At 58.1% G+C, this 22,063-nt stretch carries 20 protein-coding genes; 13 read left to right on the forward strand and 7 right to left on the reverse strand.

Annotated elements, in window-relative coordinates:
- Positions 1-16: 16 nt before the first annotated feature.
- The 5 genes from BM174_RS08920 (at position 17) to BM174_RS08940 (ending at position 5,345) form a co-directional block, all read left to right on the forward strand.
- Complete coding sequence (locus BM174_RS08920) at positions 17-718, forward strand: SGNH/GDSL hydrolase family protein (protein WP_093923497.1); 702 nt, start codon at positions 17-19, stop codon at positions 716-718.
- 94 nt (positions 719-812) lie between these two features.
- Positions 813-1,457: a monofunctional biosynthetic peptidoglycan transglycosylase gene (gene mtgA, locus BM174_RS08925; RefSeq protein WP_425442348.1), complete on the forward strand. Its 645-nt coding sequence runs from the start codon at positions 813-815 to the stop codon at positions 1,455-1,457.
- A gap of 61 nt (positions 1,458-1,518) precedes the next feature.
- Complete coding sequence (gene fzlA / locus BM174_RS08930) at positions 1,519-2,184, forward strand: FtsZ-binding protein FzlA (RefSeq protein ID WP_093923499.1); 666 nt, start codon at positions 1,519-1,521, stop codon at positions 2,182-2,184.
- A gap of 47 nt (positions 2,185-2,231) precedes the next feature.
- Positions 2,232-3,275 carry a tRNA epoxyqueuosine(34) reductase QueG gene (queG, locus tag BM174_RS08935; protein WP_093923500.1) on the forward strand — a complete coding sequence of 348 codons (1,044 nt, stop codon included), beginning with the start codon at positions 2,232-2,234 and terminating at the stop codon, positions 3,273-3,275.
- A 66-nt stretch (positions 3,276-3,341) separates the two neighbouring features.
- Positions 3,342-5,345, forward strand: a complete 2,004-nt coding sequence (locus BM174_RS08940) for a hydantoinase/oxoprolinase family protein (RefSeq protein WP_093923501.1) — start codon at positions 3,342-3,344, stop codon at positions 5,343-5,345.
- A 40-nt stretch (positions 5,346-5,385) separates the two neighbouring features.
- Here the strand turns inward: BM174_RS08940 and msrA are convergent, their stop codons facing one another.
- The gene (gene msrA, locus BM174_RS08945) at positions 5,386-5,895 is read right to left on the reverse strand and encodes a peptide-methionine (S)-S-oxide reductase MsrA (RefSeq protein WP_093923502.1); all 510 of its coding nucleotides are present in this window, start codon (positions 5,893-5,895) and stop codon (positions 5,386-5,388) included.
- Entirely contained in the window at positions 5,892-6,341 is a 450-nt protein-coding gene (gene msrB, locus BM174_RS08950) for a peptide-methionine (R)-S-oxide reductase MsrB (RefSeq protein WP_093923503.1), read from the reverse strand. Before msrB ends, msrA begins: the two co-directional genes overlap by 4 nt.
- 174 nt (positions 6,342-6,515) lie before the next feature.
- Between msrB and BM174_RS08955 the strand changes: the two genes are divergently transcribed.
- Positions 6,516-7,151, forward strand: a complete 636-nt coding sequence (locus BM174_RS08955) for a class I SAM-dependent DNA methyltransferase (RefSeq protein WP_093923504.1) — start codon at positions 6,516-6,518, stop codon at positions 7,149-7,151.
- On the opposite strand, the gene BM174_RS08960 is transcribed toward BM174_RS08955, so the two are convergent.
- From BM174_RS08960 to ade, 4 genes are all read right to left on the reverse strand, one after another.
- The gene (locus tag BM174_RS08960) at positions 7,148-8,032 is read right to left on the reverse strand and encodes a DMT family transporter (protein ID WP_093923505.1); all 885 of its coding nucleotides are present in this window, start codon (positions 8,030-8,032) and stop codon (positions 7,148-7,150) included. The genes BM174_RS08955 and BM174_RS08960 overlap by 4 nt on opposite strands.
- A 179-nt stretch (positions 8,033-8,211) precedes the next feature.
- Positions 8,212-8,502 (reverse strand): HU family DNA-binding protein, encoded by a 291-nt coding sequence (locus tag BM174_RS08965; RefSeq protein ID WP_245766306.1) that lies wholly within the window; start codon positions 8,500-8,502, stop codon positions 8,212-8,214.
- A 129-nt stretch (positions 8,503-8,631) separates the two neighbouring features.
- Positions 8,632-10,095, reverse strand: a complete 1,464-nt coding sequence (locus tag BM174_RS08970) for an AMP nucleosidase (protein ID WP_093923506.1) — start codon at positions 10,093-10,095, stop codon at positions 8,632-8,634.
- Complete coding sequence (ade, locus tag BM174_RS08975; RefSeq protein WP_093923507.1) at positions 10,092-11,894, reverse strand: adenine deaminase; 1,803 nt, start codon at positions 11,892-11,894, stop codon at positions 10,092-10,094. The genes BM174_RS08970 and ade overlap by 4 nt, the downstream gene beginning before the upstream one ends.
- Before the next feature lie 139 nt (positions 11,895-12,033).
- On the opposite strand from ade, the gene BM174_RS08980 reads away from it, so the two are divergent.
- Positions 12,034-12,789 carry a class II aldolase and adducin N-terminal domain-containing protein gene (locus tag BM174_RS08980; RefSeq protein ID WP_093923508.1) on the forward strand — a complete coding sequence of 252 codons (756 nt, stop codon included), beginning with the start codon at positions 12,034-12,036 and terminating at the stop codon, positions 12,787-12,789.
- A 102-nt stretch (positions 12,790-12,891) separates the two neighbouring features.
- Positions 12,892-14,142 carry a glycosyltransferase family 4 protein gene (locus tag BM174_RS08985; RefSeq protein ID WP_093923509.1) on the forward strand — a complete coding sequence of 417 codons (1,251 nt, stop codon included), beginning with the start codon at positions 12,892-12,894 and terminating at the stop codon, positions 14,140-14,142.
- Here the strand turns inward: BM174_RS08985 and BM174_RS08990 are convergent.
- Positions 14,139-15,257, reverse strand: a complete 1,119-nt coding sequence (locus BM174_RS08990) for a polysaccharide biosynthesis/export family protein (RefSeq protein WP_093923510.1) — start codon at positions 15,255-15,257, stop codon at positions 14,139-14,141. The two genes, BM174_RS08985 and BM174_RS08990, sit on opposite strands and share 4 nt — an antisense overlap.
- A 157-nt stretch (positions 15,258-15,414) precedes the next feature.
- Between BM174_RS08990 and BM174_RS08995 the strand changes: the two genes are divergently transcribed.
- From BM174_RS08995 to BM174_RS09015, 5 genes are all read left to right on the forward strand, one after another.
- Positions 15,415-16,275: an NAD-dependent epimerase/dehydratase family protein gene (locus BM174_RS08995; RefSeq protein ID WP_281244850.1), complete on the forward strand. Its 861-nt coding sequence runs from the start codon at positions 15,415-15,417 to the stop codon at positions 16,273-16,275.
- Between the two features lie 9 nt (positions 16,276-16,284).
- Positions 16,285-16,920: a sugar transferase gene (locus tag BM174_RS09000; RefSeq protein ID WP_093923512.1), complete on the forward strand. Its 636-nt coding sequence runs from the start codon at positions 16,285-16,287 to the stop codon at positions 16,918-16,920.
- 191 nt (positions 16,921-17,111) lie between these two features.
- On the forward strand, positions 17,112-18,995 hold the full coding sequence (locus tag BM174_RS09005; protein WP_093923513.1) for a polysaccharide biosynthesis protein: 1,884 nt from the start codon (positions 17,112-17,114) through the stop codon (positions 18,993-18,995).
- 159 nt (positions 18,996-19,154) lie between these two features.
- Complete coding sequence (locus BM174_RS09010) at positions 19,155-21,338, forward strand: YjbH domain-containing protein (RefSeq protein ID WP_143092435.1); 2,184 nt, start codon at positions 19,155-19,157, stop codon at positions 21,336-21,338.
- Positions 21,335-22,042 (forward strand): YjbF family lipoprotein, encoded by a 708-nt coding sequence (locus BM174_RS09015; RefSeq protein WP_177209451.1) that lies wholly within the window; start codon positions 21,335-21,337, stop codon positions 22,040-22,042. Before BM174_RS09010 ends, BM174_RS09015 begins: the two co-directional genes overlap by 4 nt.
- Positions 22,043-22,063 lie beyond the last annotated feature (21 nt).

Consider the following 22,063-nt stretch of genomic DNA (forward strand, 5'->3'; position numbering starts at 1 on the left):
CAAAGGGGATGAGAGCATGCGGCCTGTGGTGAGTGCGATCCTTCTGGCTCTGATGCTAACCGCTTGCACCGATCCCGCCCCGCGCGGCGGTGGCGACATTGTCGTCATCGGCGATTCCGTGATGGCATGGAATGGGACGAGCGGCGCATCGATACCGGATACCATGGCAAAAACACTTGAGCGGCCGGTGATTAGTCGCGCCGTTGCGGGCGCCCAGTTTGACAATGCCTCGGGGCTTGCGGGGGCGGTCGGTTTCGACATCCAGCGCCAGATGCCGGAGGGCAGGTGGAACTGGGTGGTGATGAACGGCGGCGCCAATGATCTGGCCAGTGATTGCGGCTGTGGTGCCTGTGACGCTGTGGTTGACGGGTTAATCAGCCCTGATGCGACCACTGGAGCGATCCCTGCCTTCATCCGCAAAGTGCGTGCCAGCACGGGTGCTCAGGTTTTGTGGATGGGGTATTACGCAGGGTCAGGCCAAGGCTCGTTCGCGGGATGCCGCGATGATCTGGTTGAGATGGAAAACCGTATCGCCCGCTTTGCCGCCGGACAAAGTGGCGTGACTTTCGCAGACTCCGAAGATGTGATCGACCGGAAGGACAGGGCACAGTTTGCAGGCGACAACACCCATCCCTCGCCCAAGGGTTCAGCGCTGATTGGCAGGTATCTGGCAGAACAGATCGCGCGGCGCGATCCCCGTTCACAAACCCGCCGTTGACCCTTATAGCAGAAAAATGGTCCGGCAGAAAAAACAGTCTGAAGATGCAAAACCCAGAAAACGGCGGTCGCTTTCGCGGTGGCTGACGGTGATGATGTTGCGGCTTACGTCCGCGGCCTTTCTGCTCGTGGTACTGTTTGTGGTGTTGGGCACGGTGATTAATCCGCCGACCAACGTCTATATGTTCTCCGAGGCACAGCGGCTTGGTGGCGTGAAACATCAGTGGGTGGCAATGGAAAACGTTGCACCGGTCATGGCCCGCGCCGCTGTTGCTGCTGAAGACGCGAATTTTTGCGAGCACTGGGGCTTTGATATGGCTGCGATTCGATTGGCGATAGCGCAAGGATCGGCGCGCGGGGCCTCTACGATCAGCCAGCAAACCGTTAAGAACGTCTATCTGTGGCAAGGTCGTTCCTGGGTGCGCAAGGCGATGGAGGCATTGATCACCCCGATCCTTGAAGCGATCTGGACCAAGAGGCGGATCCTTGAAGTCTATTTGAACGTGGCCGAGTTTGATGAGGGTGTTTTTGGCATTGATGCGGCGTCGCGGCACTATTTCGGCGTCGCCCCCGACGGGCTAAGCGATACTCAAGCCGCGCGGCTTGCTGCCATCTTGCCAGCCCCCAAGGACCGTTCGGCGTCTGACCCTTCGGGATTTGTTCGAAAACGGACCTCGCAAATATTGTCCGGAGCGGCGACGATACGCGCGGATGGACGGTCTGCTTGTTTCGAGAGTTGAACACCCCTACCTTTCAAGGCATTGAGAGACACTGCACCCCTATTTGACCGGATCTTAGTAAATGGCCCGATTGTTTCACGTCCCGCTTTCTCCGTTTTGCCGGAAGGTCCGGCTGAGCCTTGCCGAGAAAAAAATCGAGGTCGAGCTTGTTGAGGAGCGGTATTGGGAACAAGACCCCGATTTCATGCGCCGCAACCCGGCGGGCAAGGTGCCTGTGTTGCGTTTGGATGGCATCATGATGTCTGAAAGCGCGGCGATCTGTGAGTATATCGAGGAAACCCGCCCTGAGCCGAGCCTGCTGCCGCAAGACCCGCTGCAACGACTTGAGGTCCGCCGTTTGGTCAGCTGGTTTGACGACAAGTTCCACCGCGAAGTGACGTCGAAGTTGCTCTACGAGCGGGTGAACAAGAAGATGATGAAGCAGGGCTATCCCGACAGTACCAACGTCAAAGCTGGTGCCAAGGCGATCAAATATCATCTGGATTATATGGCGTGGTTGCTGGACCATCGACGCTGGCTGGCTGGTGATAATATGACCTTGGCTGATTTCGCAGCGGCTGCGCATTTGTCGTCGCTTGATTATATCTCTGATGTGGACTGGAATCGGTCCGACGCGGTGAAGGATTGGTACGCCAAGATCAAATCGCGCCCTGCATTCCGCGCTTTGCTTGCAGATCAGGTGTCGGGTTTTCCACCGCCGCGTCATTATAACGACCTCGATTTCTAGGTTTGGTCGTTGGGGGCTGTCAGTTCCCAAACCCCCGAGGATAATCTTTGACCAACAAGAGTACAGACCTGAAAGATCGGCTGGTGCAACAGGCTCTGGCTGAGGGGTTTGTGGCTTGTCGGTTGTGTCGCCCTTGGGATGTGCCAGAGGTGCCGCCCCGTTTGTCGGCGTTTTTGGAGGCGGGATATCACGGTCAAATGGCGTGGATGGAAGAGCGGCAAGCGTGGCGCGAGAACCCCGCAGCACTTTGGCCCGAAGCGCGGACCGTAATCATGTTGGCAGAAAGTTATGCACCGGATCACAACCCGCTTGATGTGCTCGGATCTCCTGAGAAGGCAGCAATGTCTGTCTATGCGCAGGGGCGCGATTATCATGATGTGGTGAAGAAGCGGTTGAAGCGTTTAGCGCGGTGGCTGATCGCGCAGGAGGCTTGCGAGGTGAAGGTGTTTGTCGACACGGCCCCTGTGCCTGAGAAGGCTTTGGCGCAGGCCGCGGGCTTAGGCTGGCAGGGTAAGCACACCAATCTGCTGAGCCGAGATTTTGGCAACTGGGCTTTTATAGGCTCTGTTTTCACGACCTTGGAGCTTGAGACAGACCCCGCCGGGATCGATCATTGTGGCAGTTGCACGGCCTGCCAGGATATCTGCCCGACCAATGCATTCCCCCAGCCTTACCAATTGGACGCGCGGCGCTGCATTTCATATCTGACCATTGAGCACGCAGGGCCGGTGCCGTTGGAATTGCGGGCCAAGATGGGCAACCGCATTTATGGGTGTGATGATTGTCTGGCGATTTGTCCTTGGAACAAGTTCGCCGTTGCTGCCAGCGATATTCGCTATCGCAGGCCCGACCCGCAGGCCCCTGACCTGGCGGACTTGGCGGGGTTGGATGATGCAGGATTTCGGGCGCGGTTCTCGGGCTCGGCGGTCAAGCGGATCGGGCGGGACCGGTTCGTGCGCAATGTACTCTACGCGATCGGGAATTCCGGCACGGCGGGGCTGCTGCCGGTCGCGGCGGGGCTGCTGGAGGATGCGGATGCGGCGGTTGCGGATGCCGCGCGCTGGGCTGTGGCGCAGTTAACCAACGGATGACGCGAACAGGCTGGACCTGTCGCGCATAATCCGAAACAAACGCCGTGAACCACTGAGGAGATTTCTGTGGCGTTATTGTTAGGCGTCGATACCGGCGGTACCTATACCGATGCAGTTTTGATCCGTAACGACCGCGATGTTGTTGCCTCGGCCAAGGCGTTGACCACGCGTCAAGATTTGGCGATCGGGGTAGGCAATGCCGTGCGCTCGGTCTTGACCGAGGCAGGCGTTGCGCCCGAAGAGATTTCGATGGCATCGCTCTCGACGACGCTTGCGACCAACGCGCTGGTTGAGGGGCAGGGCGGACGGGTGGCGCTGATCTATATCGGGTTTCGCGAAAAGGATCTGGAGGCGCATGGATTGGCGGATGCGCTAAAGGGCGATCCGGCGATTGTGCTTAAAGGTGGCCATGACCATGCGGGGGCAGAGGCGGCCGCTTTAGATGAAGCAGCGCTTATCGCTTTTTTAGGGACACATAAAGCTGACGTGAGCGGATTTGCTGTGGCGGCACAGTTCGCCACACGTAACCCTGCGCATGAACTGCGGGCTGCTGCTTTGATCGCGGAAGTCACCGGGCGTCCGGTTTCGGCATCGCACCAGCTTTCGGCCAAGTTGAATGGGCCTAAACGTGCGATGACGGCGATTTTGAATGCCCGTCTGATCGGCATGATTGACCGTCTTATCGGCCGTGCAGAGGATATGCTGTTGGAACTTGGCATCCACGCGCCGCTGATGGTGGTGCGCGGCGACGGGGCCTTGATTTCAAGTGCGCAGGCAAGAGAGCGTCCGATAGAGACTATTCTAAGCGGGCCAGCCGCGTCGATTGTGGGCGCGCGGTGGATGACCAACATGTCCCACGCGTTGGTTAGTGACATCGGTGGCACCACCACAGACGTGGCGCTATTGCGTAATGGACGCCCCGCGATTGATCCGGCGGGCGCGCGGGTTGGACCGTACCGCACGATGGTCGAGGCCGTTGCGATGCGCACCACGGGTTTGGGCGGCGACAGTGAAGTGCACTTCGTCTCCGAAGGCTTGCGGGGCGGGGTAACGCTGGGACCAAAACGGGTGCTGCCAATCGCGCTTCTGGCCGTAGAAGCGCCCGAGGTGGTGCATGACGCGCTGGATGCGCAGCTCAGGCGGTCCACGCCAGGTGAATATGACGGACGATTTGTGCGGGCGGTTCAGGGACAGACCGCAGAGGGCGTCAGCCCAAGAGACGCGGCATTGCTTGAGCGGATTGGTACGCAGGCCCGCCCTTTGGAGGATGTGCTACGTGCCCGCATCGACCACGGTGCGCTGGGTAGGTTGGTGTCACGCGGCTTGGTGCAGGTTGCGGGGGTCACGCCGTCAGATGCCAGCCATGCGCTCGGCAGGGTGATGGACTGGGATGCGGGAGCTGCACGAAAGGCGCTTCAGCTTTTCGCACGCAGACGGACGGGCGCGGGAGATGTGTTTTCAACAAGCGCTGAGCCGGTCGCACAGATTATCATTGACCGGCTGACCTATCAAACATCACTTGCCTTGTTAGAGACTGCTTTTGCTGAAGAAGATCCCGGTTTCGATGTGGCGCCTGAGGTATTGGCGCGGCATGTGCTCATGCAGCGCGGCATGGCGGGGCATCAGGGGTTGGTGCGGATTGATACGGGCCTCGACGTTCCGGTAATCGGATTGGGTGCTTCAGCGGCGAGCTATTACCCCGCCGTGGGCAAGGCACTGCGCTGCGAGATGATCCTGCCCGAGCACGCCGCCGTTGCCAACGCGATAGGTGCGGTCGTCGGGCGGGTGACCATGCGGCAAAGCGGGACGGTCACATCGCCCGCCGAGGGGCGCTTTCGGGTGCATCTGACGGAAGGGCCGCAAGACTTTACCGATCAAGACGCCGCACTCGATCTGCTGGAAAGCACGTTGCGCGAACATGCCATGGCCGACGCGCAAGCTGCGGGGGCTGCGGACATACAGGTCAGCGTGGTGCGCGATGTCCGGACAGCCGGCGTGGAATCGCGCGAGATATTCGTTGAAGCCACTGTGACGGTGGAGGCCGCAGGGCGCCCGCGCGTCGCGGCCTAGGGCAGCTCCCGCTCTGCAAGAGAGCGGGAGCCAAGCGCATCTACTCTGCTGCAGCGCGGCGCGGCAGGACCCAATCAGGGCGGGCAAAGTGGCAAGTATATCCGTTCGGAACCCGCTCAAGGTAATCTTGATGCTCAGGCTCGGCGTCCCAGAAGTCGCCCACAGGCTCTACTTCGGTGACGACCTTGCCGGGCCAGATGCCGGAGGCTTCCACATCTGCAATCGTGTCTAAAGCGGTCGCTTTCTGGGTTTCGTCCACATAGTAGATCGCCGAGCGATAGCTCACCCCACGGTCATTCCCCTGACGGTTTTCGGTCGTCGGGTCGTGGATCTGAAAGAAGAACTCCAGCATCTCGCGATAGGAGGTCTTGTCAGGGTCAAAAATGATCTCGATGGCTTCGGCGTGGGTGCCATGATCACGGTAGGTGGCATTTGGCACATCGCCGCCGGAATAACCCACCCGCGTGGAGATCACGCCCGTGCGCTTGCGGATCAGGTCCTGCATGCCCCAGAAACAACCCCCTGCCAATATGGCGCGTTCTTCACTCATGCTACGTCCTCCACTTGATCAAGATAATCTTCATAGCCCTCGGCCTCCATGTTGTCGCGATGAACAAACCGCAGCGAGGCAGAATTGATGCAATAACGCAGGCCGCCGCGATCGCGCGGGCCATCGGGAAAGACATGGCCCAGATGGCTGTCACCATGGGTGCTACGGACCTCGGTACGCACCATGCCTAACGTATTGTCACTAATCTCGGCGACATGGGCAGGCTCGATGGGTTTGGTGAAGCTGGGCCAGCCACAACCGCTTTCATATTTGTCACCGGAGGCGAACAGCGGCTCGCCCGATACGATATCGACATAAATGCCCGGCTCTTTATTCCCAAGGAGCGGGCCGGTGCCGGGGCGTTCTGTGCCGCTCTGCTGGGTGACACGGAATTCTTCCGGCGACAGCTTGGCAATGGCGTCGGGGTCTTTTTGATAGCGGGACATAGGCAAACCTTTCGCGGGTGATCTGGCTCATTAGATGGGGTGAAAGGGCGAAATTCAAAGTGTTTGTATGCCTTGTGCAATGGATTGTGATCAAAGCCCCGAGATAATTTTAAGTAATAAAGCTTTTGTTCAAAGGATTGCGGTTAAGTAGGCTTGGTGCAGAGGAGCGATTGAATGCCTACCGACCCAAAGTCAGACCTAGAAACCGCATATGCGCTGCAAACGCCTGAACAGAATCGCGAGGTTTATGCTGACTGGGCCAAGACCTATGATGGAAATTTTGCCAGCCGCATGGATTATCACCTCCCCAAGATGGTGGCGCTGATATTTGCGAAAAACGGTTTGGCCAGCACCACGGTTCTGGATGTGGGGGCGGGGACAGGGCTGCTCGCCGAAAGTATTCCGGCGCGCGGATTGCTGGAGATAGACGCCGTCGATATCTCGCCGCAGATGCTCGCTGTTGCGGCTGAAAAGAAAATCTATCGCAAGACAATCGAAGCCGATCTGACCAAACCGCTGGATATTGCCGATGGCACGTATGGCGCGATTGTCAGTTCCGGTACCTTCACGCACGGCCACGTTGGCCCCGAAGCACTGGATGAATTGTTAAGGATTGCGCGTACGGGGGCGGTTTTTGTGCTGGCAATCAATGACGCCCATTTCGAAGCGAGAGGGTTTGCTGAAAAGTTTTCAGCGCTAGAGCCGCAAGTGGACGGGCTGAAATTTCAGTCTGTAACGATCTACGGGCTGGGCGCGGATGTAGAGCATAAGGATGATACCGCACGGATTGCGGTGTTTCGAAAACGCTAGGGTGCCGTCTGACCGCTTCTTTTCTGGCGGGAGATTTGCACAGCAAGGATGCCAGCGGCGATGACGGCAACACCCAGTGCGTCGCGGGGCCCGACTTTTTCGCTCAGCAAGACCGCTGCGATAGCCACGCCGAAGAACGGGTTGAGAAAGTGGAAGGTCGCCGCCCGGGTCGCCCCGATACGGTTTACCAGCCAGAACCAGACCACCGTCGCCGACAGGCCCGGAACGAGGCAGGTATAGGCAAAGGCGATGGCCAGCGTCCATGTCGGATTGATGCGCGGCGTCTCAAACAGCAGGGTCGCGAAGCTGAGCGTGACACAGCCGACCAGCATCTGCAGCCCGACGATCATCAGGAAATTTCCGCCCGAAGTCGCACCGCGCACCAGCAAAGTGGCAGCGGTCAGCGCCAGCACCCCGATGCCGCATAAGATCAGGCCAAACATGTCGACCCCCGCATTAAGACGTGCGCCCATAATCAATCCAACGCCGACCACACCGGCCAGCAATCCGGCGATGCCGATAGGGCGCAGCTTTTCACCCAGAAACAACCACGCGGCCAGACCGACGAGTAGCGGCATGGTGGAGGCGATGATTGCCGCGAGCGAGGCGTCGATGGTTTGCATCGCGACGAAGTTCAGACCCAAATAGACCGCGTTCTGCAGCACGCCAAAAATCACCGTTGCACGCCATTGGGCAGGCGTCAGCCGCCAGCTTTGGCCCAAGGCCAGCGCGATACCTACCCCCAGCAGGCCTGACACCAGATAGCGCAGGGAGAGCGCCAAAAGCGGTGAGGCGTCCATTACGATATAGCGCGCAGAGGTGAAGGCGGAGGACCACATGAGAGCAAAGACCAGCCCCGCCAGAATTGCGCGAAAGTCCATATGTTCTCCGATCCGGCGATAATGTGTCGTGGTCTACAATGCGCTGAACCTGCTCTGGGCAAGCGGCGATGTCCAGTGGCAACGGGACAGGTTTCAGCGGCTTTCCGGCGGGTTAGTAAAGAAAAAGGCCACCCAATGGGCGGCCCTTTTACAATCGATCGATATGATCGACAGACGACTTATTCGTTGACGCTGTCTTTCAGAGCCTTCGCGATTGTCATCTTAACAACCTTGTCGGCTTCTTTTTTGAACTGCTCACCCGTCGCAGGGTTGCGTACCATCCGCTCGGGACGCTCACGGCAATAGATTTTGCCAACGCCAGGCAGGGTAACAGCGCCGCCACCGGACACTTCGCGTGTGATCAGTGCGCAGACGGCATCAAGCGCCGCGCCTGCGGCTTTTTTGTCTGTGTCCATCTCGTCTGCCAGTGCGGCGACAAGTTGGGTCTTTGTCATTGGTTTGGTTGCCATGTTTTTATCTCCTTAGACCGCCCGAGTTTTGGGCCCTGTGCGCGGAATGTAACGGCATGTTGTAGGATAACACAACGAATAGTGGCGTTTAAAATATGGATAACAGCGTTTTTTTGCTGTTTTTGGCGCTCAGAGAAAGGCAGTTTCGTCAAATGAGCGCAATTTCCGACTGTGAATACGCTCCAACGGCGTGCTGCGCAACAGCTCCATCGCGCGGATGCCGATCATCAAATGCCGCGAAACCTGTGTTTTATAGAAGTCTGAGGCCATGCCAGGTAGCTTGAGCTCGCCGTGCAGTGGCTTGTCGGAGACACAAAGCAGCGTCCCGTAAGGCACCCGAAAGCGATAGCCGTTGGCCGCGATTGTGGCGCTCTCCATATCCAGCGCGATGGAGCGGGACTGGCTCAATCGCTGCACTGGACCGGATTGATCGCGCAGTTCCCAATTGCGGTTGTCGATGGTAGCCACGGTGCCGGTCCGCATGATGCGCTTCAACTCATAACCTTCAAGCTGGGTAACCTGCGCCACCGCTTTTTCCAAAGCAATCTGGATTTCCGCAAGCGCGGGGATCGGCACCCAGACCGGCAGATCGTCATCCAGTACGTGATCTTCGCGCAGATAGGCATGGGCCAGCACGAAATCACCCAAGGCCTGCGTATTGCGCAGCCCCGCACAATGGCCAACCATTAACCACGCGTGAGGGCGCAGCACGGCGATATGGTCGGTCGCAGTTTTTGCGTTCGAGGGGCCGACGCCGATATTGACCAAGGTAATGCCTGATCCGTCCGCCCGTTTGAGGTGATAGGTCGGCATCTGCGGCGTGCGCAGCGAGTCGGGCAATGGCGCATCACCGCGGGTTATCTCGGCGTTTCCGGTCGAGACAAAGGCGGTATAGCCGCTGTCGGGATCATCCAGCATCTTGCGGGCGTAATCCTCAAACTCGGTCACATAGAACTGGTAGTTGGTAAACAGCACATGCACCTGAAAATGTTCGGGGTCGGTGGCTGTGTAATGGGCGAGCCGCGCGAGTGAATAGTCGACGCGCTGCGCGGTGAAGGGCGCCAATGGGCGCACATCGTCCACTGGCGTATAAGTACCGTTCACGATGTCATCATTGGTGGTGCTCAGGTCCGGCACGTCAAAGACGTCGCGCAGGGTGAAATCGGCGGCCCCCTCCTGCGGCACGTTCATGGCGTTGTCACCGGTCACCGCGAAATGCACAGGGATCGGCGTGTCCGACGGCCCAATAATCACCGGCTGGCCGTGGTTTTCGATCAGTAGGCCAATCTGCTGGATCAGGTAATTGCGAAACAGGTCCGGCCGTGTGATCGTTGCAGAAAATGTCCCGGGTGAAGAAACATGCCCAAAGGATAGGCGGCTGTCGACGCGGGCATAGGTCTTGGTGCGAAACCGCACTTCGGGGTAATAGGCTCTGATGCGCACATTCTGCGGCGCGCTCTCCATCGCATTTGCGAACTCATCACGCAGGAATTGGGTTGCCTGCATGTAAAGCTCGGTCAGCCGATCAACAGCAGCGGTCGCGTCATCGAACTTCTCGTCCGGCAGGGCGTTTGGGGTCAGTATTTTGGTCATGAAAGTGGCTCTAACAATGGGATAAATTCAAATGTACGCACATCGACCAGCCCGAGATCTGAAATCCGCAGTTCCGGAATAACCACCAGTGCCAGGAGCGAATGTTGCATATAGGCGTTGTTGAGGGTGCATCCGCAATCGCGCATCGCCTGCATCATCGCTTCTGCCTTACGGGCAACCTCGGCGGCGGGGGCGTCCGACATCAGCCCCGCAATCGGAAGATCAACCAGCGCCAGCTCGGTGCCATCGCGGAAGATGGTGATGCCGCCTCCTACCTCACGCAGTCGGTTCGCCGCCAACGCCATCTGGGCGGTATCCGTGCCGACGACGATCATGTGATGACTGTCGTGTGCCACGGTGGAGGCCATCGCCATCGGCCCCTCATAGCCAAAGCCGGAAACGAGCGCATTCACTACGGTCCCGGTTGCGCGATGCCGCTCGACCAAGGCGATCTGGCAGACATCGCCGCTGGATTGCACCCGCCCGTCGGTAACCGGCAGTTCAAACTTGAGCGCCCGTGTCGGAGCCTGATTTTCAACCACCCCGATGACATTGGCCGTAACTGCATTGGCACCTTGTGGCGCGGGGATATGAAAGTCGTCATCCTTGAGCGGGCGGGCCATGTTTACTGTGGCGCGTGCGCTTTGCGGCCAGTCGAAATGCGGGCACTCCACCAAGCACACACCGTCCTGCGCCACCACTTGGCCGCGTGAGATCACAGTCTCTATCTTGAGCGTATCCAGCGCGGGGGTCAGGATCACGTCGGCCCGACGGCCTGGGGTGAGCGAACCAATCTCACGCTCCAGCCCGAAATGGGTAGCGGTGTTGATCGTCGCCATTTGCAGTGCAACCAAAGGATCGCAGCCGCAGCTTATTGCATGGCGGACGACGCGGTTCATGTGCCCTTCGTTCACCAAGGTGCCGGAATGGCAATCATCGGTGCATAAGATCATGTTGCGCGGGTCGAGGCCCTTTTCGGTAATCGCGGTTATCTGGCTTTCAACATCATACCAAGCCGAGCCAAGCCGGATCATCGAGCGCATTCCCTGTCGCATCCGCGCAATGGCGTCGGCCTCGCAGGTGCCCTCATGATCATCCGCAGGCCCGCCCGCTACATAGGCCGCAAAGGCAGGCCCCAGATCGGGAGAAGCATAATGGCCGCCGACGGTCTTGCCGGCGCGCTGGGTGGCGGCGATTTCGGCCAGCATCTGCGGATCGGCGTTGATCACGCCGGGGAAGTTCATCATCTCCCCCAAGCCCACAATGCCCGGCCATGTCATCGCCTCGGCCACATCTTCGGCGGTGATCTCGAAACCAGTGGTTTCCATGCCGGGAGCAGAGGGCGCACAGGAGGGCATCTGGGTGAAAATATTCACCGGCTGCAGCATCGCCTCGTCGTGCATCATCCGCACCCCGTCGAGGCCTAGAACATTCGCGATCTCATGGGGGTCGGTGAACATGCTGGTCGTGCCATGCGGGATCACGGCGCGGGCAAATTCGGCGGGTGTCAGCATGCCGGATTCAATGTGCATATGCCCGTCGCACAGTCCCGGCACCATGAAACGCCCTTTGGCATCAATGATTTGAGTGTCGGGGCCGCGGCAATGGCTGGCGTCCGGCCCGACAAAGGCGATCCGCCCGGCGACGATGGCGATGTCATGATCGGGCAGGGTTTCGCGCGTATGGACGTTGACCCAAATGCCGCCAGTGATAATCATGTCGGCAGGGCTGCGGCCCGCGGCAACATTAACGAGTTTGGGGGCGACATCGGGCCATGAAGGGAAAGGTTCTTGCGTCATGACCAAAGGTGCCACAGGCTCTGCACAGGTTCAAGCGGTTGCGGCACTGTGGCGCGCAATGGCTGAGAGATGGTAGCTTGCCCCTGCGCGGGCCATGCTTGCAGGCAACAGAGTATATTAAACCGAAGGAATTTCTACGATGAGCGTTACCCAGATCAGACCCAACATGGACCATTGGCAGGAGCGCGTCGATCTGGCCGCCGCTTTGCGCTGGACCGCGCGGCTGAACATGCACGAAGGGGTGGCGAACCACTTTTCGCTTTCGGTCAACGATGACGGCTCGCAATTTTTAATGAACCCAAACCAGGTTCATTTCAGCAGGGTCAAGGCGAGCGATCTTTTGGTGGTTGATGCCAATGACCCCGAAACATACGCAGGCCCGAACGCGCCCGATCCGACCGCTTGGGGCCTGCACGGGGGTGTTCATGCTGCCTGCCCGCACGCCCGTTGCGTGATGCACGTTCACTCGATTTTCGCGACAGTGCTGGCGTGTATGCAAGACAGCCGCTTGCCACCGATTGACCAGAACTGTTGCACCTTTTTCGACCGCATCGTGATCGACGAAGATTATGGCGGGTTAGCGTTTGCGGACGAGGGCGCGCGGTGTGCCGCCTTGCTGACCGATCCCAAGCAAAAAGTCATGGTGATGGGCTCGCACGGGGTGCTGGTTATCGGTGATACGGTGGCAGACACCTTCAACAGGCTTTACTATTTTGAACGCGCGGCAGAGACCTATATCCGTGCATTGCAAACTGGCATGCCGCTGCGCCGGATCCCCGATGACATCGCTGAAAAGACCGCCCGCCAGCTTGAGGACTATCCCGAGCAGGACGCCCGCCATCTGGCAGAGCTAAAGGCGATACTGGATGCTGAAGGGTCGGATTACGCGGCCTGACACTTCGAACTCTGTGCCGCCCATGCGGGGGCACAGGTCGCGATTGGCCACGGCCATTGATCATCTTAACACGACACTGGCCAAAGTAGGCGAAAGCATTCCATGAACATCCTTTTCGTGCATCAAAACATGCCCGGCCAGTACCGCGAGTTGGTGCAATGGCTGGCAGCCCAAGGCGGTCACCGGATCTATTTCCTGACCCAGCGCAAGAATGCCCCGTCGTTTGCGGGGGTCGAAATGCGGCTCTATCAACCACACCGAACTGCGCGGAAAGACAGTTATGGTCTCTCCCGGGTCTGGGAAGATGCAACCGGCACCGGCTTTGGCGCCGCGATGGCCGCCCGCGCACTGGAGCAGGACGAGGGCTTTAAGCCCGATATCGTGATCGGCCATGTCGGTTGGGGTGAGCTTACCTTTTTCAAGCAGATTTGGGATGACGTACCAATCATCGGATTGTTTGAATACTATTATAACCTGACCGGTGGGTCGGTGGGCTTCGACCCCGAAGAGCCGCTTTCAGAGCATACTCCGTTTCTGATGCAGGCCCGTAATGCGGTGCCGCTGGCCAATATCGATGTTGTAGATCAGGGCCACGCGCCGACATACTGGCAGCGCGACCGCTTTCCCAAAAGCTTCCACGATCGGATGTACGTCTGTCACGACGGGATCCGTACAGACCAATTGCAACCAGACCCAGATGTCCGGCTGCGGCTGGGCAGGATTGACCGCGACCTGACCCGCGACGACGAAGTCCTGACCTATATGGCCCGCAATCTGGAGCGGACCCGCGGCTATCATACCTTTATGCGAGCGCTGCCGCGCATCTTGTCAGAGCGGCCGAATGCACGGGTACTGATTATCGGCGGCAACGACACATCCTATGGCGGCAAAAGCAAGCACCCCGGCGGGTTACGCGCCGAGATGGAGGCCGAGCTTAAAGGGCAGATAGATTGGGAGCGGGTGCATTTCTTGGGTCAGGTGCCTTTTGCGGCCTATCAGAAAATCATCCAGATCAGTCGCTGCCATATCTATCTGACAATGCCGTTTGTGCTGTCGTGGTCCTTGCTTGAATCAATGGCGATGGGGGCCACGATTCTCGCCTCGGACGTCGAGCCGGTGCGTGAGGCGCTCACCCATGGCGAAACCGGGCTGCTGGTTGATTTCTTTGACCCCAAGGCACTGGCCGCGCAGGTGATTGACGTTCTCGCACGCCCCGCCGAGTTCGCACATCTGGGCGGCGCGGCACGGGCGCATGTGGTCGAGAATTACGACTTCCTGACCCGCTGCCTGCCGGAACACATCGCACAGATCAATGCGCTGGTGCCCGAAGAAAAGCGGATCAGCCTGCCTTAATTCGACAGGCCGCTGGCCGCGTTGATGATGCCAAAGGCTGAACCGACCAGACCAATAATCGTCCGGGTATTGGTCAGCGGGCTTTCGGTCGCCAGCACCAGATCACCAGAGTGGATGTTGAAGTTACGCGCCGAAAAAAGACCATCGGAGGTGGTCAAATCAAGCGTAAACACCACCCGCGTCTTGCGCGGCCCGCGCACGCCGGCACTCACGGCGCTGGTCGGGTACTCCCGCAAGATCAGGATGCCTTGCGGATTGGCGCGGAAGTCGTTGATACCCCCAACAATTGACATCGCATCCAAAGCCGAAATGTCGTCGCGGTTGAACTTGAACTGAGCCTCGTTGCCCGCTGCCCCGAGAGACAGGAAATACCGGCGGTCTTCTTCCACGATGACCTTGTCGCCACCTTGTAAGCGGGTATCAAGCTGCGGGTTGTCATAAAGACGGCTGATCGAGGTGGCATAGATATTGCTGCCTCGCACCAGCTTAATCTGCGGGTTGTTCAACCCCGTCGACACACCGCCCCCCGACGAAAGCGCGGCAAGCACGGTGAAGTTGTTGTCCGGCAACACTACATTGCCCGGACTACTGACGCCGCCGACGAGGTCAACGGAATTGCCGCGCCCTTCGGCCATCGCCAACTGAACCTGTGCCGAGGGCACGATAGGTTCCAGCATACGCTGGATGAGCGCTCGGGCACTGTCAGGTGTACGACCCGACACCCGCACTTTGCCAATATACGGCAGATATACTGTGCCCGCTTCAGACACGCGGATTGCGGGTAGCGTGGCGACGCGCTGCTCGGCACTGGTAAGCAGCGAATTTTCGCTGCTGTCCCAGATTAACACATTCAAAGAGTCGCCAGGCCGGATAATCTGGGCGTCTGAGCCGCCGGAGCTGCCGATCCAGCTATAGCTGCGCTGGCCGGTACGGGGCCATTCCGCGACGATAGGCAAGAATGCCCGCGTGACCGGATAGACGGCGATGTCAGTGGTCGGTTCGTCTTGTGTTTTTAAAACTTCGCGTTCGATAGCCGCACCGCGGGGCAAACCAGAACAGGCGGAAAGCGTTAAAAATAGCAAAACGAAGACAAAGTGTTTTTGAGACAAGCTCATATTCAGCAAAACCGCTCTTGTTAGTGTTTGTCCCGCAGGGAGATCACAGAGGCTCTCTTATGGAAAGCCACAGATTTATGTAAGTACAGCCTGCAAATATAACGCACACTGTTGGAATTCCTTGTGGTGCAAGATACTGGCTCGGGGCATGGCGTCAATGATTTCAGACAGACAGGCAGGAAATGGCGCGGTCCTGGTTCTAGGCGCGTCTGGCAAACTGGGCGCAATGTTGCGCGGCTTTTGGCAGGGACCGCAAAGGTTGATCTGTCACAGCCGCATTGCGCAGCCGGATTTTGTCACTTACGATCTGCTAGACGAACCCGCCATGGCAGTTGCTTCAATGCGGGGGGCGCAGGCGGTAATTTGCCTGTCAGGGGTGACGCCTGCGCGCGCGGCACAGGATACTTCAGCGATGACGCTGAATATTGATCTCGCGCAGGCTGCTGTGACGCTGGCGTATCAAGCGGGTGTTAGTCGGGTGTTTGTGGCCTCCTCGGCGGCTGTCTACGGCACGTCAGATAAGGTGCTGTCAGAGGATGATGTTTGTACCCCTGTCTCGGACTATGGTCGCGCCAAGCTGGAGATGGAGCAAGTCGCCTGCACGCAGGGGCAGGCTTTGGGTCAGCCGGTGACCGCCCTGAGGATCGGCAATGTCGCAGGCGCTGATGCGATTTTGGGCGGGTGGACACGGTCCATGCATCTTGATCAATTTGCGGACGGCAGTACCCCGCAGCGCAGCTATATCGGCCCCGACACCCTGACGCGCGTCCTGTCCACGCTTTGCCAAGCCCCCTCCTTGCCGGAGGTGATCAATATCGCCGCGCCGGGAGCGATTGAGATGGGCGCACTTCTGGATGCGGCACAGTTGCCATGGGTTCCGCGGCCCGCTCAGCTGGGTGCTATCGCGAAAGTGGCGCTTTGCACCCGCAGTCTTGAGCGATATGTTGATTTCCGACCCCGTGACAGCACCGCTGAGGGGATGGTTTCCGAGTGGCGCATGTTTCGGGCGCGGGAGTGAGTGACTGAGATGACGTGGCGCAAGCGCATTTTTGATTTATTCTTTGCAAGTCTGCTTGTGATTATACTTGGCCCGATCCTCCTCGGCCTGCTGATATGGTTACTCGTCAAAGAAGGGCGCCCCCTGTTTCACGTGGCAGAGCGTATGTCCGCCCCGAACCAGCCGTTCAAGCTGTGGAAGCTGCGCACAATGACGGTCGTCGAGGGCGACACGGGGGTTTCGGGCGGCAACAAAAAGGCGCGGATCACGTCCACGGGGGCATGGTTGCGGGCCAAACGGCTAGACGAGTTCCCCCAGCTTTGGAACATTCTCAATGGAGATTTGAGCTTTGTCGGTCCGCGCCCGCCGCTCAGGGAGTATGTCGAACAGTTCCCCGAGCTCTATGCGCAGGTGTTAAAGTCACGTCCCGGTGTTACGGGACTGGCGACAATCAGGTTTCACAAGCATGAGGAGCGCTTGCTGAACCGCTGTACGACGCCCGAGGAGACCAACAATGTCTACTGCAAGATATGCGTCCCCAGAAAAGCCAAACTGGACCTGATTTATCAACGAAATCAGTCTACATGTTATGATTTCGAGCTTGTTTTTCAGACAATCAGCAATCTATTTAGGCGGAGCGACAGGCCAAAAGGCGCTGAAAGTTAACGGAAAGCCGCTTCGCTCTTGTCATTTAGCGCAGGCTGATTAAGACACATCTGTGTTATCTGCATGAATTGTTGTATCAAGTACGCATATTGAAACGATTCTTTTTGACACCAGCACGCGCGATCTGGATTTTGCACGGTTGTGTCTTTGCAGAGTGTGTGCGGGCGTATTGATTGAGGGTAACACCTGACATGTTAAATTTTTTAACGTCACTTACTAAGCGGAATAAACGGGTCATTATGTTGGCCTTGGACTCGGTTTTAGTCCTGCTCTCGGTGTTATTCGCGCTCTCCGTTCATGGACTTTCCGGCACGCTTGCAAATAACTTCGTGCTCTATATGCCCGTTTTACCTTATGTCCTGTTGATTGGTATTGGGGTGTCAATCTGGCTGGGCGTCTGTTCGATCCGACTGAACGCCTACGAAACCGCGGCTATCGGAATGACCGGCGTTTTCGCGCTGTTTCTGGTGTTCTCTTCCCTGACGATATCAAACATCATGAAAACCGGTCTGCCCTTGGGTGTGCATCTGGTATTTGGCGCGGCGTTCTTTTCGCTGGTTGTGATCAGCCGGGCAGTGTTGTTGCAGCTTGTGCTGGCGGTCTACCGCCGGTCGAAAGCGCGCTGCCGCGTGTTAATCTATGGTGCGGGCACCACAGGCACCCAGCTTGTTTCGGCGCTGCGCAGCCACGAGTTGATCGAGGCGGTGGCTTTTGTCGATGACAACGTTGCAATCCAAGGACTGACCGTGGCGCATCTGCCGGTCTACAACCCGCTCCGCATTGCCGAGGTCGCTCGCGAAAAGAAAATCAACCGCGTCCTGCTGGCCGTCCCGTCGCTCAGCCCACCCAAGCAGGCGCAAATCGCGCGCCGACTGGAGAAGATGGGGCTTGAGGTCCAGATGTTGCCGTCCTTCGCACAGTTGATCGGCGAAGAGGCTCTGGTCGATAAGCTTGAGCCCGTTCTTGCGCACCGCTTTCTCAATCGTGACGAGGTAACCAACCCTCTGATTGACGGTGCAGGGTGCTATCGGGGCAAGGTAGTGATGGTTTCCGGCGCGGGCGGGTCTATCGGCTCCGAGCTGTGTCGGCAGGTACTGGTGTGCCGGCCCGATAAGCTGGTGCTTTTTGAACTCAGCGAACTGGCGCTCTACCAGATCGATATGGAGTTGAGCCAGATCACCGACGGTACCAAGATCAAGATCGTGCCTGTGCTAGGCTCCATCACTGATACACGGCAGGTCCGTAAGGTGCTGACGGACCATAAGGTCGAAATCATTCTGCATGCTGCAGCTTACAAGCACGTCCCCTTGGTCGAGGCCAATCCACTGTCGGGGCTGGTCAATAATGTGTTCGGCACACAGGCTCTGGCCGAACAGGCAGCCAAAGCCGGGGTGGAGCGGTTTATTCTCATCTCCTCCGACAAGGCGGTGCGCCCGACAAATATTATGGGCGCGTCCAAACGGCTGGCCGAACTGGTGGTGCAGGATCTGGCCCGCAGGCATGGCCAATCGGGTGGGCCAATCTTTTCGATGGTGCGGTTTGGCAATGTTCTGGGCTCGTCGGGGTCGGTGGTCCCGCTATTTCAAGACCAGTTGAGCCGTGGGGGCCCGCTGACCGTTACGGACCCGTCCGTCTCGCGCTATTTCATGACGGTGCAAGAGGCGGTCAAACTGGTACTGCAAGCGGGCGCTATCGCCAAAGGCGGCGAGGTTTTTGTGCTGGATATGGGCAAGCCGGTGGCGATCACGCAGCTGGCACGGCAGGTCATTGAAAGCGCGGGCTATACCGTGCGCGATGCCAATAATCCTGACGGAGACATCGAGATTGAATTTACCGGCTTGCGCCCCGGTGAAAAGATGACCGAAGAACTGACTCTCTCTGGCGCATTGCTCGCCACCGTCCATCCCAAGATTTTCGCGGCCGACGAACTGGGTCTCTCGCAGATCGAGATCGCCTCGGCTCTGCGGCGCCTGCGCGAGGCCTATATCGCGAGTGACGAAGATATGGCACGCAGCGTTGTGCATCGCTGGGTTGAAGGCTTTGAGGCCGCGACCCAGATCCGGTTAATCTCCTGAAATCGTGCACTGCATATCGTGAGGATTGCGCGACTGACCTGTCGCAGGAAAGTCTCTAACGCGTAACTCTATGTTCCACGCCGTTGGCAATGTGTTGCTTTGTTGTTGAGGCACGTGCCAGAACATTAACAAACTTAGGGCTTCGTAAAGGGTTGGATCGTGCGTCAGCTAAAGCAGTTTAGAATAACCACGCTATCAATAGCTGGCGGGCTGGCACTTGGATCGGGAATGCTAGGCACTGACGTCGTGTCAGCAGCTGACCATGACATCTTTAACGTGCCTGACCGCGTGACGTTAAACTTCTACGGCTCCCCGGGTTTGATAGATATGCCTGTAGCAGCGCAGTTGCCCGACGGGCAATTTGGCCTCGGCGTCTCGTATTTCGGCGGAAATTCTCGCATGACGCTGACATTTCAGGCCACACCCCGACTGTCAGCCAGCTTTCGCTATTCCGGCATTGATGTTGGCGAGGCTAATAAAATTGGCGGCTACGCTGTTTACCGCGACCGCAGTTTCGACGTGCGCTATCTGCTCAAGAAAGAAAGCAAGTTTTGGCCCGCTGTGACCGTTGGTTTGCAGGATTTTGCCGGCACGGGGATTTATGCTGGCGAATATATTGTCGCGACAAAGGTGTTCGAGCACCCCCGTGTTGCTGGTAAGGTAAATGTCACGGCGGGTTTGGGCTGGGGCAGATTGGGCAGTTCCGGCGCGATTGGCGCGCCGTTCGGCGGGGGACGGTCCAGCTTTGATGTGAGCAGCACGGGCGGCAAACCCTCCTATGACCAGTGGTTTCGAGGCCCCGCCGCGCCTTTTGGCGGCGTGGAATGGCACATAGATGATAAATGGGCCATCAAAGCCGAATACAGTTCCGACGCCTATACCCAAGAGGCAGTGCAGCGGGATGTGTTTACCAAGAAGTCACGGTTCAATTTCGGCGCCGAATATCAATACTCCGAGCGGATGCGTATCGGCGCATATTACCTTTACGGCTCTGAAATCGGTGTGAACTTCCAGCTTCAGTTTAACCCGAAAAAACCGATGACCCCGATCCGCATTGCGCCGACGGCCCCCATCAAACAACGCCCTAACCGTGCCCTTCAGCCGCAAGCCTACGCCACCGACTGGATCACCAACGAAAGCGCTCCACGGGCGTTGCGCGATCAGCTTAAACCTGTGCTAGAGCAAAACGGCCTTACCATAGAAGCGCTTCAAGTGACGTCTTCGTCGGCCGAAATGCGGTTCCGCAACGAGCGCTATCAGGCGCGGTCGCTGGCAATTGGTCGGGCCGCACGGGCAATGGCCGAGGTGCTGCCCGCCTCAATCGAAACATTCCGCATTGTTTTGATGGAGAACAACCTCGCGCAATCGGCTGTCACAATTCGGCGGTCTGATCTGGAGGCGCTGGAATTTGATCCGCTGGCCGCAGATGCGCTCTTGACCGTCACCGGCATCGGCGAGGCGTCTCCGCGCTTGGCCAATGCGGTTTACAACAATGATCTCTACCCCGATTTTTCATGGTCCTTGGGGCCCTATCTCGCGCCGAGCTATTTCGATCCCGATCAACCGGTGCGTGTAGATGCGGGCGTTGAACTGGTCCTCAACTACAAGCCAAGCCCGGGCTGGTCCTTGGGCGCAAACCTGAAATACCGCTTGGCTGGCAACGTCGGCGATTCCAGCAGATCAGGTGGTTCGAAAATCGAGCCGGTGCGCACCAATGGGGTGCTCTATTCGCAGGGCAGCGATCTGTCGGTAGAGACCGCCTATATCTCCAAGCAATGGAAACCCGGAAACGATCTCTATGCCCGGATTACGGCGGGCTATCTAGAACGGATGTTCGGTGGTGTTTCAGGTGAACTGCTTTGGAAACCTGTCGCCAGTAGGTTGGCTCTGGGCGTTGAGACGAATTATGTGAAGCAGCGTGCTTTCTCAGGCCTCGGCTTTCAGGACTATAGCGTGGCGACGGGCCATGCATCGGCCTATTACGAATTTGGACGCGGCTATCATGGGCAGCTAGACGTTGGCCGGTATCTCGCTGGCGACTACGGTGCGACGGCCACTCTTACCCGCGAGTTCGACAACGGCTGGCGCGTCGGCGGTTTCTTTACAGTCACGGATGTTTCTGCCTCGGATTTCGGTGAGGGCTCGTTTGACAAGGGCATCAACTTTACGGTTCCTGTGAGCTGGTTCATCGGTACTCCCGGAAAACGCACCGTTTCGACGACAGTCAGACCGATCCAACGAGACGGCGGAGCACGTTTGGCAGTGCCGGGCCGACTATATGAGCAAGTAAGATCCGGCCATAAGAACGCCGTGGTAGGCCAGTGGTCGAGGGTATGGGAATGACGTTTTTGAAACTGAGTGCTTTGCTGGTTTGCGCTGTGACTTTGGCCGCCTGTTCAAATGGCAATAGTGACGGCGGCACTGATAACAACAGCTTGCTTCTGAACGCTGGCAGCGTGCTGGTTAGCAAAGTCCGAGGCGTCGGGGCTTCGGAAGAAAGACCCGCCATTCGCCTTGTGGTCACGCGCGACCAGCTAAACAGCACCCCCGGGGAGGTGATGGAAGCCGAACCCGACAACACTGGATTGCAGGATTTCTTGCAATTAGTTGCCACCCGAAACGACTCCACGCCCGGTAAGGTCGAAGTGTGGAAGTCATCTGACGGCCTGCAAATCATCCTGCGAGAAGGCGTTTTGGTTGGCACCAAAGGTCTGGGCGGAGACATCCGTTCGGCCAGCGCGGCAGCGGCAATTGCGGGATTTGACGGCCAAGGTGGGGGCGGTGAGCGGTTGCTGACCATCGACAGGCTGGACGGCACGGCGCAAACCATCGCGTTTTCCTGCGATATGACGCAATTAGGCCGCGAGACTTTGCAAATCGTTGATCAACGTGTTTCGACGTTCCGAATGCGTGAAGATTGCGTCTATAACCACACTAAATTCAGCAATGAATATTGGGTTGAAACTTCGGGCGGCCGGATGCGCAAATCGCATCAGTGGGCCGGGCCAGAATTCGGCTATATCACCCTGACGCGGCTTAAGAGCTGATCGCAAAACCTATGGCCGCTG

Origin of the sequence: Sulfitobacter brevis, assembly GCF_900112755.1 — a bacterium.
Lineage (GTDB): Bacteria > Pseudomonadota > Alphaproteobacteria > Rhodobacterales > Rhodobacteraceae > Sulfitobacter > Sulfitobacter brevis.

Excerpts from the sequence above, each read along its gene's own strand:
- BM174_RS08920 (WP_093923497.1), top strand. The coding sequence starts at position 17 with ATGCGGCCTGTGGTGAGTGCGATCCTTCTGGCTCTGATGCTAACCGCT.
- mtgA (WP_425442348.1), top strand. The coding sequence starts at position 813 with ATGTTGCGGCTTACGTCCGCGGCCTTTCTGCTCGTGGTACTGTTTGTG.
- fzlA (WP_093923499.1), top strand. The coding sequence starts at position 1,519 with ATGGCCCGATTGTTTCACGTCCCGCTTTCTCCGTTTTGCCGGAAGGTC.
- msrA (WP_093923502.1), bottom strand. The coding sequence starts at position 5,895 with ATGAGTGAAGAACGCGCCATATTGGCAGGGGGTTGTTTCTGGGGCATG.
- msrB (WP_093923503.1), bottom strand. The coding sequence starts at position 6,341 with ATGTCCCGCTATCAAAAAGACCCCGACGCCATTGCCAAGCTGTCGCCG.
- BM174_RS08955 (WP_093923504.1), top strand. The coding sequence starts at position 6,516 with ATGCCTACCGACCCAAAGTCAGACCTAGAAACCGCATATGCGCTGCAA.
- BM174_RS08960 (WP_093923505.1), bottom strand. The coding sequence starts at position 8,032 with ATGGACTTTCGCGCAATTCTGGCGGGGCTGGTCTTTGCTCTCATGTGG.
- BM174_RS08965 (WP_245766306.1), bottom strand. The coding sequence starts at position 8,502 with ATGGCAACCAAACCAATGACAAAGACCCAACTTGTCGCCGCACTGGCA.
- BM174_RS08970 (WP_093923506.1), bottom strand. The coding sequence starts at position 10,095 with ATGACCAAAATACTGACCCCAAACGCCCTGCCGGACGAGAAGTTCGAT.
- ade (WP_093923507.1), bottom strand. The coding sequence starts at position 11,894 with ATGACGCAAGAACCTTTCCCTTCATGGCCCGATGTCGCCCCCAAACTC.
- BM174_RS08980 (WP_093923508.1), top strand. The coding sequence starts at position 12,034 with ATGAGCGTTACCCAGATCAGACCCAACATGGACCATTGGCAGGAGCGC.
- BM174_RS08985 (WP_093923509.1), top strand. The coding sequence starts at position 12,892 with ATGAACATCCTTTTCGTGCATCAAAACATGCCCGGCCAGTACCGCGAG.
- BM174_RS08990 (WP_093923510.1), bottom strand. The coding sequence starts at position 15,257 with ATGAGCTTGTCTCAAAAACACTTTGTCTTCGTTTTGCTATTTTTAACG.
- BM174_RS08995 (WP_281244850.1), top strand. The coding sequence starts at position 15,415 with ATGATTTCAGACAGACAGGCAGGAAATGGCGCGGTCCTGGTTCTAGGC.
- BM174_RS09000 (WP_093923512.1), top strand. The coding sequence starts at position 16,285 with ATGACGTGGCGCAAGCGCATTTTTGATTTATTCTTTGCAAGTCTGCTT.
- BM174_RS09005 (WP_093923513.1), top strand. The coding sequence starts at position 17,112 with ATGTTAAATTTTTTAACGTCACTTACTAAGCGGAATAAACGGGTCATT.
- BM174_RS09015 (WP_177209451.1), top strand. The coding sequence starts at position 21,335 with ATGACGTTTTTGAAACTGAGTGCTTTGCTGGTTTGCGCTGTGACTTTG.